We start from the raw sequence: 14,018 nt of genomic DNA, 5'->3' as shown, positions 1-14,018 counted from the left end.
GCTCAAGAATACTCGTTCACACCATTAATTACCATCTAACATAGTAAATGTAATGTAAATTCAGTGACTAAATGATCAACACTCAACCGAGTTTACTTGCTCCCAAGTAACTGCTAAGTAATAATCAGTTCAATAAAATCAAGCTGAATATAGTGTTGCTGTACGTTATATCATCAACACTTATTATTAGTTTGAACAATAGGATTTTTTCGCAGTGAGTGCGTTATGACACATCAAGATGAGTACTTCTCAGTCCAGCTTGGGCTAACCATTAACGTTGAACGTTTGTCTGAACATGAAAGCGTCCCAAACGAACATGACTTTCAAGGTGAGATCCCACCGCTCTTTCGTATAGCCAGCGAATGTTCAAACCTTGAAGATAATGCAGATCGTCTATTTGCCAGCTTCAATAAAAATGAAACGCAGGCACTAATGGATTACCTTGCGGCACAAAATAGTAAAATCAACCTCCTCTTGTCTTACGTACTTTCACAACAAGATGATCCTGCTTACCGTTTTACCACCTTAACGTTTGGCGCAAGCAACCTAAGTTTTACCAGTTCAAAGCCCTATCACATTGGCGAAAATGTTAAAGTAAAACTGTTTTTAGACTACCCAGCGGCGGCGATTTATTGCTACGCTGAAATCACAGAAAGCCTTGCTAGCGATGATAAATTTATTATTAAACTGCGTTATACCCGCTTATTAGAAGATGATCGTGATTTGCTGATCCGCGCAGCTTTATATAGCCAGCAAAAGCTCTTACGCCAACGTGCTCAACAAAGACAATTAAATAATAACGATGAATAACAAACAGTTACTTTCAATACCTTTACCTAGTAAGGCTGGGGATAACCGCTACATTGGTAATATCAAAGGCGCGGCACTGGCGCTTTCTTTTGCAGAAATCGCAGCGTCGCATAACGGCCCTATTCTTGCAGTAGTGCCAGATACCCAAACGGCACTGAAACTACAGCCAGAAATTAGCCAGTTTTGTGATGTGGATGTGAATGTTTTTCCTGATTGGGAAACACTACCATATGATAATTTTTCGCCACACCAAGACATTATCTCCGAGCGTTTAGCACGCTTATACAAAATGCCAACGCAGAAAAATGGCATTATTTTGGTTCCTATTAGCACTCTGTTACAGCGTCTAACACCGAGCGAATTTATTCACCAACATGCGTTAATGGTGAAAAATGGTGATCGTATGTCGCTGGAAAGACTACGTCTGCAACTTGAAGTATCAGGTTATCGCCATGTCGATCAAGTAATGGAACATGGTGAGTATGCCAGCCGTGGCTCATTGCTCGATCTATTCCCAATGGGTAGCCAGTCTCCTTATCGTATTGATTTCTTTGACGATGAAGTAGATTCCATTCGCCAATTTGATCCTGATAACCAGCGTTCAACCGGCGAAATTGACAGTATTAATCTACTGCCAGCACATGAATTCCCAACCGATGAAATTGCGGTCGAAAATTTCCGTATGCGCTGGCGTGAACGCTTTGAAGCCCGTAGGGAACCTGAATCTATTTACCAACAAGTCAGCAAGCGCACTTGGCCTGCAGGTATCGAGTACTGGCAACCGCTGTTTTTTGATAAAACAGAAACTTTATTTGATTACCTGCCAGACAATGCGCTACTAGTGACCTTAGGTGAACTAGAGCCAGCCGTCGATACTTTCCTTGCTGATGCTGATTACCGCTACGATCAACGTCGTGTTGATCCACTTCGTCCATTACTTGAGCCTAAAGAGCTATGGCTAACTAAAGACGAAATGTTCGCAGGCTTTAAAACCTTGCCTCGTGTTCGCATCCAGCCAGAAACCGTTGATGATGACAAAGCAGGACGTTTTAATCCGCAATTAGAACCCGTGCCAAGCATCACTATCAACCATCAGCTAAAAGAGCCTTTTGCCGAACTTCGTCGTTTTGATGAACAGTTCCAAGGTAAAGTCATTTTCTCTGTCGCTTCTGAAGGTCGACGTGAAGCCTTATTAGATCTTCTCGCTCGAATTAAAGTGCGCCCACTGGTCTGCAAAACATTAGATGAAGCGCTAGATAACCCAACGAAACATAGCTTAGTCATTGGTCCTGCTGAAAATGGCTTTATTCTTGATGATCCAAGCGTTGCTTTCTTATGTGAAAGTGACATCTTGGGCGAACGTATTGTCCAGCGTCGACGTCGTGATGATAAGAAAACCACCGTTAACGCCGATACTATTATTCGCAACCTTGCTGAACTGCAAATTGGTCAACCTGTCGTTCATATCGATCACGGTATTGGTCGCTATCAAGGCTTACAAACCCTTGAAGCTGGCGGGATCAAAACTGAATACGTTACCCTTGAATATCAAGGTGGCGCAAAGCTATACGTCCCTGTTGCATCGCTCCATTTAATAAGCCGCTATTCTGGTGGTGCAGAAGAAACCGCACCAATCCATAAACTGGGTGGTGAAACATGGGCCAAGGCACGTAAAAAAGCCGCTGAAAAAGTGCGTGATGTTGCTGCTGAGTTACTGGATGTTTATGCTAAACGTGAGCTAAAACCGGGCTTTAAATTCACGCTTGATCGTGAAGCCTATGCCGAGTTCAGTGCAGGTTTCCCATACGAAGAGACCTATGATCAGGCACTTGCGATTAATGCCGTATTGTCTGATATGTGCCAAAGCAAAGTAATGGATCGTTTAGTCTGTGGTGATGTTGGCTTTGGTAAAACCGAAGTTGCGATGCGTGCAGCCTTTGTTGCAGTAGATAACAACAAGCAAGTCACTGTATTAGTACCAACAACCCTGCTTGCCCAGCAACACTTTGAAAACTTCCGTGACCGTTTTGCTAACACGCCAATTCGAGTTGAAGTGCTTTCTCGCTTTAAAACGGCGAAAGAGCAAAAGCAAATATTAGCCGATGTTGAAGAAGGTAAAATCGATATTCTGATCGGTACCCATAAGCTACTTAATAGCAGTGTTAACTATCACGATTTAGGTCTATTAATTGTCGATGAAGAGCACCGCTTTGGTGTTCGTCAGAAAGAGAAAATCAAAGCGATCCGTGCCAATGTCGACATCTTAACCCTAACCGCGACGCCAATTCCTCGTACGTTGAATATGGCAATGAGTGGTATGCGCGATCTATCGATTATCGCAACGCCTCCTGCTCGTCGTTTAGCGATCAAAACCTTTGTTCGCCAATCAGAAGATGCCGTGATCCGTGAAGCAGTATTACGTGAAATTAGTCGTGGTGGCCAGGTCTACTTCCTTCATAACGAAGTCGATACTATTGAGAAAACGACCGAAGATCTGGCGAAACTTATCCCAGAAGCGCGTGTGACTTTTGCTCATGGTCAAATGCGTGAACGTGAACTTGAAAAAATCATGGGGGATTTCTACCACCAGCGTTTCAACGTATTAGTTTGTACCACGATTATTGAAACGGGTATCGATGTTCCAACGGCCAATACCATTATTATGGATCGTGCCGATAACCTTGGTTTAGCGCAGCTTCACCAGTTACGTGGTCGTGTTGGTCGCTCCCATCACCAAGCCTATGCTTACCTATTAACACCACATCCTAAGCGCATGACTAAAGATGCGGTTAAACGTTTAGAAGCGATTTCTTCACTTGAAGATCTGGGTGCTGGCTTTACCCTTGCAACCCACGATTTAGAAATTCGTGGTGCGGGTGAACTATTGGGTGATGAGCAAAGTGGTCAAATTCAATCCGTTGGCTTTAGCTTATTCATGGAAATGCTAGAGCAAGCGGTTGAAGCCCTAAAAGAAGGCAAAGAGCCATCATTAGATGACTTATTGAAGCAGCAAACCGAAGTGGAACTGCGTATTCCTGCACTATTACCTGATGACTACATTCCTGATATCAATACCCGTTTATCACTGTATAAGCGCATTGCAAGTGCTAAAGATGATAATGAGCTAAACGAAATCAAAGTCGAATTAATCGATCGCTTTGGCTTATTACCAGATGCAGCGGCAAACTTACTGACGGTTAACCATGTCAAACTGAAAGCAGCAACGATTGGTATTAAGAAAATTGAGAATGGTGAGAAAGGCGGCTATTTTGAATTTGATCAAAATGCAGCGATTAACCCAACGTTCTTAGTCGGTTTGCTTCAAACCCAACCCAACATCTTTAGAATGGAAGGACCAACCAAACTGAAGATTTTGGCTGAACAATCAGATCGCAAGAAACGCATTAAATTCCTTGAAGATCTGCTTGAGCAATTTCGTCAAAACATGCTGTAACTAAGTAACAGACAGAAAGTACTGATCTCTTTGGATCAGTACTTTTCATTCCACGCTTTTCTCTTCTTTTATAGGCAGGATAGCCATGAAACTTGATTTCGAACTTTCTACGCCTCGGCTCATTCTCCGACCATTCAAAAGTGCAGATTTGACCGATTTTCTTACAGCTGTACATGAATCGACAGCTGATTTATCGCCATGGTTAGAATGGTGTGATAGCAGTTTTGATCAACATGATGCCCATGAATGGATTAATGCCAGTAGACTAAGTTGGCAAACAGATTTTAGCTATGAATTTGCGATTTTTAACCGCTTTGATGACGAGTTTATTGGTACCGTTTCACTCAGTGCCATTATTCCAATGACTAACAGTGCTAATTTGGGCTATTGGATCAGAAGCAGTTATCACCGACAAGGCTTTGCGACTGAAGCCAACGTTGCAGCAGTACAATTTGCTTTTCAAATGTTAGGGTTAACACGATTAGAAATCGTTACTCACATCGATAACTACGCTAGTCAAAAAACAGCTAAAGCTTGTAATGCACAATTTGAATGTGAAGCACGTAATCGCATTTTCTATCACAACAAACCTCTCGATGGGCTAGTTTTCTCGCTGGTGCCAGCAGATTTAATGATGTAGTTTTAAATACAAAACCAATAGTTGCATTTAAAATACCATTTATTAATTCAAATCAACGTTCACGCTTTGTCCTTGGGTTATGCTGCTTCCAAATAGCAAAAAATAAACAAGGACAACCTTATTATGAACACTTTTCATGCTCACGATATCTTAAATTTACTAATCGAATCAGACACGCCATACACCCTAGCAACACTTAAAACCAAAGTAGAAGACCAGTTCGGTGCTGATGCAACCTTCTATACCTGTAAGCTAAAAGATCTCAGCATTGAGCAACTGCTTCAGTTCTTTGTTGAGAAAAACAAAGTAACAATCAACGATGATATCGTCACTGCCAATATTGCGAATATGTGTCATCACTAAAAGCTGTTATCTGCCCCATTGTTTTACGTTTTCATGCTGTTAGAAACACAGTGAAATGGTAAGATGCAATAAATTCATTTGTAAGGATACTATTGTGTCAAAAATTGTTATCGCCGTAGTGGTTGCCGTTTTATTGGCTTTCTTCCTTTATCGTTCATACAACAATAAACAAGTCGCAGCTGAGAACATCAAGTTAGGTGAAACCTTCCTTGCTGAAAACAAATTAAAAGAAGGTGTGCAGACAACCCCTTCTGGCTTGCAATACCTTGTTCTACAAAAAGGCACAGGTACTGAGCATCCAAAAGCAACAGACAGTGTAACGGTTCACTATCACGGTACATTAATTGATGGAACTGTATTTGATAGCTCTGTTGATCGTGGCGAGAAAATCTCTTTCCCTCTGAACCGCGTGATCAAAGGCTGGACGGAAGGTTTACAACACATGGTTGTAGGCGAAAAAATCCGTTTATTTATCCCGGCTAACCTTGCTTACGGCAATAACGGTGCAGGTAGCATTCCACCGGGCTCTGTACTGATCTTTGATGTTGAGTTATTCAAAATCAACTAAGTGCCAACAAGTTCAATTAAACGACTTGAAACAAAAACGCCAGCAATCATGCTGGCGTTTTTTATTTACTTAATAAAGCAAAACTTAGTGTAGCTTCAAGCTTGGACGAAGCACACGGTTAATACGGCTTACTAGCATAATAAGACCCGTCTTAAACATGCCGTGTAGCGCCATTTGGTGCATACGGTATAGTGAAATGTACACCATACGTGCAATACGACCTTCAACCATCATCGAACCTTTTGATAGGTTACCCATCAAGCTACCTACCGTAGAGAAACGGCTTAATGATACAAGTGAGCCGTGATCACTGTAAACGTAAGGCTTTTGCTCACGATCGGTGATTTTCGCTACAATGTTTGAGAAACAACGACTTGCCATTTGGTGGGCAGCCTGTGCACGAGGCGGAACAAATGAACCATCTTCTTGTACGCATGATGCTAAATCACCAATCACGTAAATATCATCATCACGTGTTGTTTGTAGTGTTGGCTTAACCACTAACTGATTGATACGGTTCGTTTCTAAACCAGCAATATCTTTCATGAAGTCAGGCGCTTTAATACCTGCAGCCCACACCATGATTTGTGCTGGGATATGATCGCCATCTTTGGTTGTTAAACCGGTTTCATCGGCTTTCGTTACCATAGTACCCGTACGAACGGTTACACCCAGTTTTGTTAGCTCACTGTGTGCCGCTTGAGAAATACGAGGTGGTAGCGCAGGAAGAATGCGATCGCCTGCTTCGACTAGGTTTACGTTTAAACGCGAGCTATCTAAATCACCAAAACCGTAGTTATGCAACTCTTTAACTGCGTTATGAAGCTCAGCTGATAGCTCAACACCTGTAGCCCCTGCACCAACAATCGCAATATCTACAGTTTGTTGGTCTTTATTGTTTTGCAACTTCATGAACTGGTTGTTCATTTCAGAGCGGAAACGGTGTGCTTGCTCTGGGCTATCAAGGAAAATACAGTGCTCACGAACACCCGGAGTATTAAAGTCATTTGATGTTGAGCCAATTGCTAGTACAAGAATATCGTACTCCAACGTACGCTCAGGCACTAACAATTCATTTTGCTTATCATACAGTGCAGCAAGCGTGATGGTTTTATTATCACGATCAATGCCTTCTAATGAGCCCATTTGGAAATCAAAGTGATGGTTTTTCGCATGTGCACGGTAACTGATAGCATCAACACCCGCATCTAATGAACCTGTTGCTACTTCATGTAGCAATGGTTTCCATAAGTGACTTGCACGACGATCCACTAAAGTAACTTCTGCACGACCTTTACGACCAAGGGTACGACCTAACTTAGTAGCAAGCTCTAAGCCACCTGCACCGCCTCCAACAACGATAATTCGAGTCAAGATTACTTCCTCTTTAATTTATGAATTTTAAAACCGACAAATACCTAATTGCATAACAGACTGTTTTTTGATTATTTGTTGAGCAATCAGACTGCTAGGCAACAAGGTATCTGAGACCTGTAAGGTCACATATGTAGGCAGACGGATCTATGATCCGTCTGAAATGTAGGAGGTAGTATGTTTCGTTATTATTGCGCTTTAAACGCTTTTATTTTTTGTAGATGTTGCGAGATCTTTTTAAACTTATGTGTTTCATTTTCATCCCACATAATGTCATAAAATTGATCTAGCTCATCTTTTGTAGCTTGATTATCTAATACTTCGTCATTAGTTGAAAGTATGCAGAGACAATTACCTGCATTTTTTTTACGAAAATCAGCAACACATTTCGTCATAATGTCAGAATATTCTTCTGGGCGATCAATGCGCCCTTCCATATTCAATTCTGGGTGTAAATTTGGGTTAAAAATGACTTGTTTAATCCCACATAAGAAGCCAATACGCTCAGCCCAATAGCCCCCTAACCCCACACCACAAATCAATGGTGACTCATCCTTACTTTCATCCACCAGCTTGTGCACTTCTTTTAGCAAGTGTTGCATATCATGCTTAGGATGAAGGGTGCTGTAGTTTACAAAGCGGACATCAGGGTCGATAAACTGCAACTGCAAAACCTTTTCATGATTACCAGGGCTTGTTGAGTCGAAGCCATGCAAATAAATAATCATTTCAATTCCCTCTCGCTTTCACTAAATATCTTCCTGTCCTCATTTCGGACTGTATAAATCTAACACTTTTATTAGGGTTTAACAGAGCGATTGTAAAATTTATGATCTTCGCTGCAAACTTTGCAACAATCTAGCTATATATCGATATTCCAATCATCTCAGTTCACAATGCAGCACCAGCACGACTATCGGTTTTGGATTAATTCTGCGATGTCTTTACGCCAATCTGTGAGCTCTGCTTGCAAATGCTTTAACTGTTGCTGGCTTAAACTGTGGTTTAACTGCTGCATTATTTCAAACCGCTGTGCCAAATATTTATCGAGTTGCGACTGATATACCGAACTTTCTAATGCAACGATCCTTTTTACTTGCAGAGTAATAATTTGTTCAAATTCAGGCGTACTGCGCTGTTTTAATGCCTTCGTTAACTGTGACAGATTATTCTGTGCCATATTTTGAAATACTGTTGATTGCTGTAATTGCAATTGCGCTAATTGCATGAGCAACTGCTTCTGCGATTGAGTTAACCGCCCTATCCAATCTGTCGCTTTGTCTTCAAGTTCATCGTATCTATCTTGTAAGCGCTCTTTCGCTGTTTTTTCTAAACGTTCTTTTTTACGTTTACTAAGCTCGGCTTGAATCGCTTGCAAGCTCTCACTGACTTGCTTTGGACTCATTGTTTTAACCACTTTAATAATAGGCGCAACGAAAACAACAGCAGAGGCTTGTCCTGCTTTGGTGAAAGCATCGTGATAATGGGCAATTTGTTCGGCAGTGAGTGGCTGTTTCAAATCGTTTTGGAGAGAAAAAATTAAACGATGAAATTGAGGCAAGATCTGTTTGCGATGTTCAGCAAGTGCATTATCTAAGCCTTGCTCTAACTGGCTTTGTTGAGCTGAATTAAGATCAATATAATCAGACAGATAATAATCAATCCAAAAATCAAGCGAATTATAGCCTAACTTGAAAGTGCAACTTGATAGCATAACGGCCATCAATATCGCTATTAATATTCTTTTCCACATCAGTACAGCTCCTTGTACAAACGCTTCAACAATAATCATAGCTTGCCATCATCACAATGGCAGGATGATTAATTTACGAGTGACGCTAACTTTTGCTCTAAGATATCAGCTTGATGAAGATAATCTTTATCTCCCCACACTTGATAGCCCACAAGATACCAAAGCAGAGCTAAATACTCACACCAAGGTTGCCATGCACTGACAGCCTCAAGCCAATATTCAAGATTAACAACAAAGGTATCGTCATATTGCTGCCTTGCTCGACAATAATCCATGACGGCACGCTCAGGATCTAAACCATTTGCTAAAATCGTCATGGTTAAATCCAACGATGGATCGCCAGCAGCCGCATATTCCCAATCAATCACGGTTAAACTCACTGGCTCACTCTGTGCAAGCAACTTTTGATCGCTTGGAACAATGATGTTGTATCGCCCTAAATCAAAATGGCAGCAAGTATCTGAAAAATACTGAGGCAGAGATTGCGCTTGAAAATAGTGATGAATCGCCACTAATTGAATGGACTTAAATTGCTCGGGGATATGTTGCCAATAAAATGATAAGCGCTGTTTTACTTCTAAGCGATGTTCCGGCAAAGGTAATGCATGGATCTGCGCTTGCAATTGGCATAGCTGTGTATCAGAAACATCATCAGCAGCTTGCTTTCCTTCTAGCCACTCAACTATTAATACCTGTTCATTCATTGATGATGACGGCGGTAATAATGAATAAGGCTTAGGTGCAATACCACTTTCAGCAATAGCTTGCAGTAATTGATATTCATGTTGGCGATTAACACCAAACATATATGCCGATTGAGTTAATGGTCGCCATACATAATCAGCAGAAGATTGAGTTGAGGGGTGATATAACGATAATTTCCAGCAGCGATTGGTTAATCCTCCAGAAAGAGGCGTCGCTGCTAGAAATTGTGCGTCTGGTAACAGGGACAACGGTGTAGGATCAAAGCGCTCGTTATCTTTCATTACTAAATCGTACCGTTACCAAACCATGTTGATGATTACCAACCTTGAGAATCGCCTTTAGGTGCTAAACCTGTGTCAGCCCATTCAATCGCGCCAGATTTGGTATTCATCAAACGCATTGTCATTTTATAGAAAGGCACGTTTTGACCGTTTTGACGCTTGCTTGTATTGGTCAAATTGCCATATAACATGTACTGCGCGCCCACCATATTGGCAAATTGAATCGCTGTACTTTGATTAACAAAACGATCATCATCTTGGAAATTCATCTGCTGGCGAACAGCATCAACACGAGACTTTTCAGCAAACTTGAATTTGCCTGAACGTGAGATTTTAGACTTGATCGTATCTGTCAGTGATGCTGTATCTACATGACCGCTGGTGTTATTTTGAATATTGTTTACAACAACAATAGGATGCTTACGACCAGAAGTAATAGAAGCAACTGCAGGTGAAGACAACATCTTCGTTGTCATCTTTGATGCTGTATTTTCTAAATCATTAGAGCCAAAATTAATCGATGGCGTTTCAGGAATATGTGAATTCACATAATCGACAGTTTGAGCACAACCACCTAACAGTGATGATGCCGCCAATAATGCAAGAACGCTTTTTTTCATTATGAAACCTTAATGATATTTTCAATTAAATCAGTGTTCGGCTCTGCGTACATAGATACGATATTGGGTTGCTTCTAATTGATGAGCAACACCTTGTAGCGTCATCGTATCATTGCCCTTTAGTACAAATTGGTGCCAAGGCGCATCGCTTCCACTGACTTCTAAACCTTGCGCATCATACCAGTAAAATCGGTATTGCAAGTTCATATCCGTGTTAACTTTGTTTGCGACAACAACAGACGCTTTCATTAACCCGTTAACCTTCGATGTATGGGCATTATTAAACGCTAAGCTACGTGCAAGAACGGCATTACCAATAACGACATTTTGATTGCTATTTTCAATACTAATACCAGCGGGATCACTACTGCATGCTGTGACCATTAGTGCTAAAAATAATGTCATTAAATACTTCATTACACGCCTCCTAATAGCGCGACCACCAGAACACTGGTGCTTATGTCAACAACCCCACACTATTACTGTGCGTCCTGCTTTTGTGTCATTTGATCAATAACGGAGATGAATTTTAATGTTAGCTAGCAATGATTGCCAACAATGTTCTGCATTTCTCTCAATTTTGCTGTATTTACCACCTGCTGTGACCAACAAAAAAGCCTGAATATTGCGCAAAATGTCACATTTACAATGTAAACAGATGCAATATTCAGGCTTCAATAACTCGATAATCTTTCTATCTTTTCGTTTTACTACGTCAAGATAATCAAAAATAGCGATTAGCCAACAATCATAGGACCTAAAGGACGACCGCCAAGTAGGTGCATGTGAATGTGGTAAACTTCTTGTCCACCATGAGGGTTACAGTTCACAATTAAACGGTAGCCATCTTCTGCAACGCCTTCTTTTTCAGCAAGTTGACGTGCCACAGTAAACATACGACCCATCATTAATTCATCGTCTGCTTCAACATCATTCACTGTTGGGATCAGTTTATTCGGAATAATTAGAATGTGGCTTGGCGCACGAGGATTAATATCACGAAATGCAGTGACTAAATCATCTTGATACAAAATATCAGCTGGAATTTCTTTACGAATAATTTTACTGAAGATAGTTTCTTCCGCCATTTCTGACTCCATCAACTCATTGTTATTAGTTTGATTCTTGAGTATGCGCCAGTCATTACTATTGCGCAATAATGAACACTGTTTTTAACATTTTATCGGGAAAAAATTTCATCCTTTCGTGTTTTTTTGATGCAGCGATCAAACAATTGATGCCTAAATCAATTTATCTATCAAGAGTCTAGCTGAAGTGACGATAGTATAAGCTAAAGTTAATTTGATAATTTCAGTCGCGAATTTAGCCTTCTTTGCGAACAAGGATTCATAAATTGTCAAATTGAAGGTTATGACCAATTAGTCAGCAATATGATGACACTGACTCTTGCTAAATATAGGGATATTATGAAGAAATCTAGCCAAACTTCAGTCATACGTCGTATGTACTCTGGTTTTGTGGTTATGGTTGCATTGTTTGTTTTAACCATTGTGCTCATGCTTGATGGAACAAACCGTATCCATAACCAGTTAACGACAGTAACCACTGACGCACTTCCTTTAGTCTCTATATCTAATAAAGTAAGCGTTAAACTTCTTGCTGCCGATAAAACCTTTAAAGACTTTCTTACCAGCCAAGATCCGGCTGCAATGCAAACTTATGAAGCCGATTTTCATAAAGCAACAAAAGAGTTTGCCTCAGCTCGCCAAGAATTAGTGGCAATTGCCGAAAGTAACCCAGAGCTAACTAACTACATCAAAGCACTGACAGATCTTGAGCAACGTTATTTTGCTGAAGCACAAATTGCGATGCAAAACTATCGCACCCAAATGCTAGCGGGTGATGAACGTCAACAATCAGCTCGCCGTTTCCAACGCCTACAAGCCGAACTCAGTATCGGTATGAAAGAATACATTAACGAACAAGATAATATGGCCGTTAAAATGATGGCTAAAAACTTCTTCGTTAAGTTAAAAGAAACAGAAACCATTACCTCTGATGCGCTAGCGACAGATGACATCAGTAAAATTGAAGAAGCCATTAAACAAAACAAACGTAGTGTTAACCACCTTGCTAACGCTTTTCGTAGCTTAACTACCCTACTTTCAGGATTAAAAGACTCATTCGGTAAGTCGATTAATCAATATACCCTCGATATTGGTAAGAAAGGTGGTGTACTGGATCAACACTACGAATACATTGAAGCGAAAACCCGTTTATATGACAACATCGCAACGTTAACGAAAGAAGTTAACCAAGCAATGTCGATCCTTGAGCAATTTAACCAGCAAGCCACTAATCAAATGGATCAAGCGATCCAAACCGCTGATCGCACTTACAGCCAAGGCATTACCAAAGCTGTATGTATTGGAATAATTGTCATTTTACTTGCTATTTCCATTGGTTGGTATTTAGCACGCAGTGTTCGTCGTCCATTAGTATCCATGCTCAAAACGCTAGAATCCTTAACTGATGGCGATATGACGCAGCGTACCGAGCGTTCACAATTTATTGAATTTAATAAATTAAGCCATCACATCAATACGCTTGCTGGTAACTTGCAACAAATCCTAAGTCAGCTAAGCCAAGCATCGGAAGATTTAACCAAAGTAGCCGCTGAAAACCAAAGTACAACAGCATTGGCTAAACAACGCTTAAACGATCAACGTGAGCAAACAGTGTCTGTCGCAACCGCAATGACAGAAATGGAGCATTCGGTCACAGACGTTTCTCAAAGCGCACAAAACACCATGGAACGTGTTCATGAGGTTGAGCGAGCATCCGCAACAGGTCGTGAAGTGATGAGTAAAAACATCAATATTGCCCATCAACTTTCAACCCGTTTAGATGACTCAGTCACAGCGGTAGCTGATCTACAACAAATGAGTAGCAATATTGGCTCTATTTTAGATGTGATCCGTAATATCGCCGATCAAACCAACCTACTCGCACTTAACGCTGCAATTGAAGCGGCACGTGCTGGCGATCAAGGTCGTGGTTTTGCGGTGGTTGCAGATGAAGTACGTGTGCTGGCTAAACGTACTACTGATTCAACCTCTGAAATTGAATCCATGATCCAAAATCTACAAAGCAGTTCCGGTCAGGCAATGGAAATGATGCAAAGCTGCGTAACTGAAATGGACAACAGTATCAACCAAGCTTCTGATGCCAACAGTGCAATGGAAGAGATCCAAGCAATTATCATTGAAATTAGCCAAATGAGTAGCCAAATTGCACAATCTGCTGAGGAGCAACGCACAACAACGGCAGATATTGCTCGCAGCCTAGAAGATATCAGCCATATTGCTGATACCAACTACACGGCAATGGAAGAAGTGGCAGAAGCCAGCTCGATGCTTGATACACTGGCTACCGAGCAAAACCAATTGGTACATAAATTTAAGCTATAACGTTATAAACAAATAACCA

At 41.0% G+C, this 14,018-nt stretch carries 13 protein-coding genes; 6 read left to right on the top strand and 7 right to left on the bottom strand.

Features of this window, described 5'->3' with window-relative positions:
• Positions 1-225: 225 nt before the first annotated feature.
• From Q7657_RS14890 to bamJ, 5 genes are all read left to right on the top strand, one after another.
• A complete protein-coding gene (locus Q7657_RS14890) occupies positions 226-810 on the top strand; it encodes a PilZ domain-containing protein (RefSeq protein ID WP_053988278.1) in 585 nt (194 codons plus the stop codon).
• Positions 803-4,264, top strand: coding sequence for a transcription-repair coupling factor (gene mfd / locus Q7657_RS14885; protein WP_107165086.1), 3,462 nt, complete (start codon positions 803-805; stop codon positions 4,262-4,264). Before Q7657_RS14890 ends, mfd begins: the two co-directional genes overlap by 8 nt.
• A gap of 85 nt (positions 4,265-4,349) precedes the next feature.
• The gene (locus Q7657_RS14880) at positions 4,350-4,904 is read left to right on the top strand and encodes a GNAT family N-acetyltransferase (RefSeq protein WP_053988280.1); all 555 of its coding nucleotides are present in this window, start codon (positions 4,350-4,352) and stop codon (positions 4,902-4,904) included.
• A gap of 123 nt (positions 4,905-5,027) precedes the next feature.
• Positions 5,028-5,267 carry a YecH family metal-binding protein gene (locus Q7657_RS14875; protein WP_053988281.1) on the top strand — a complete coding sequence of 80 codons (240 nt, stop codon included), beginning with the start codon at positions 5,028-5,030 and terminating at the stop codon, positions 5,265-5,267.
• Positions 5,268-5,361: 94 nt separating this feature from the next.
• A complete protein-coding gene (bamJ, locus tag Q7657_RS14870; RefSeq protein WP_053988282.1) occupies positions 5,362-5,835 on the top strand; it encodes a BamJ family beta-barrel-assembly machinery protein in 474 nt (157 codons plus the stop codon).
• An 84-nt stretch (positions 5,836-5,919) separates the two neighbouring features.
• Here bamJ and Q7657_RS14865 read toward each other — a convergent pair whose 3' ends face one another.
• The 7 genes from Q7657_RS14865 to hinT all read right to left on the bottom strand — a co-directional run bounded on the left by Q7657_RS14865 (position 5,920) and on the right by hinT (position 11,656).
• Positions 5,920-7,209, bottom strand: a complete 1,290-nt coding sequence (locus Q7657_RS14865; protein WP_053988283.1) for an NAD(P)/FAD-dependent oxidoreductase — start codon at positions 7,207-7,209, stop codon at positions 5,920-5,922.
• Between the two features lie 188 nt (positions 7,210-7,397).
• Entirely contained in the window at positions 7,398-7,937 is a 540-nt protein-coding gene (gene ycfP, locus Q7657_RS14860; protein ID WP_053988284.1) for an alpha/beta hydrolase YcfP, read from the bottom strand.
• Positions 7,938-8,122: 185 nt separating this feature from the next.
• Positions 8,123-8,962, bottom strand: coding sequence for a DUF6279 family lipoprotein (locus Q7657_RS14855; protein WP_258178206.1), 840 nt, complete (start codon positions 8,960-8,962; stop codon positions 8,123-8,125).
• A gap of 68 nt (positions 8,963-9,030) precedes the next feature.
• The gene (locus Q7657_RS14850) at positions 9,031-9,948 is read right to left on the bottom strand and encodes a phosphotransferase (protein ID WP_107165084.1); all 918 of its coding nucleotides are present in this window, start codon (positions 9,946-9,948) and stop codon (positions 9,031-9,033) included.
• A 35-nt stretch (positions 9,949-9,983) separates the two neighbouring features.
• Entirely contained in the window at positions 9,984-10,568 is a 585-nt protein-coding gene (lpoB, locus tag Q7657_RS14845; RefSeq protein WP_008986763.1) for a penicillin-binding protein activator LpoB, read from the bottom strand.
• Positions 10,569-10,598: 30 nt separating this feature from the next.
• On the bottom strand, positions 10,599-10,985 hold the full coding sequence (locus Q7657_RS14840) for a YcfL family putative periplasmic lipoprotein (RefSeq protein ID WP_053988288.1): 387 nt from the start codon (positions 10,983-10,985) through the stop codon (positions 10,599-10,601).
• A gap of 320 nt (positions 10,986-11,305) precedes the next feature.
• Positions 11,306-11,656 (bottom strand): purine nucleoside phosphoramidase, encoded by a 351-nt coding sequence (gene hinT, locus Q7657_RS14835; RefSeq protein WP_008986761.1) that lies wholly within the window; start codon positions 11,654-11,656, stop codon positions 11,306-11,308.
• Positions 11,657-12,031: 375 nt separating this feature from the next.
• Here hinT and Q7657_RS14830 point away from each other — a divergent pair, with 375 nt between their 5' ends.
• On the top strand, positions 12,032-13,999 hold the full coding sequence (locus Q7657_RS14830; RefSeq protein ID WP_107165205.1) for a methyl-accepting chemotaxis protein: 1,968 nt from the start codon (positions 12,032-12,034) through the stop codon (positions 13,997-13,999).
• Positions 14,000-14,018 lie beyond the last annotated feature (19 nt).

The organism is Candidatus Photobacterium acropomis, assembly GCF_030685555.1.
In the GTDB taxonomy this organism is placed as follows: domain Bacteria; phylum Pseudomonadota; class Gammaproteobacteria; order Enterobacterales; family Vibrionaceae; genus Photobacterium; species Photobacterium lucens.
The sequence above is the reverse complement of the archived record's forward strand: the minus strand, read 5'-3'. Positions and strand labels throughout refer to the sequence as shown.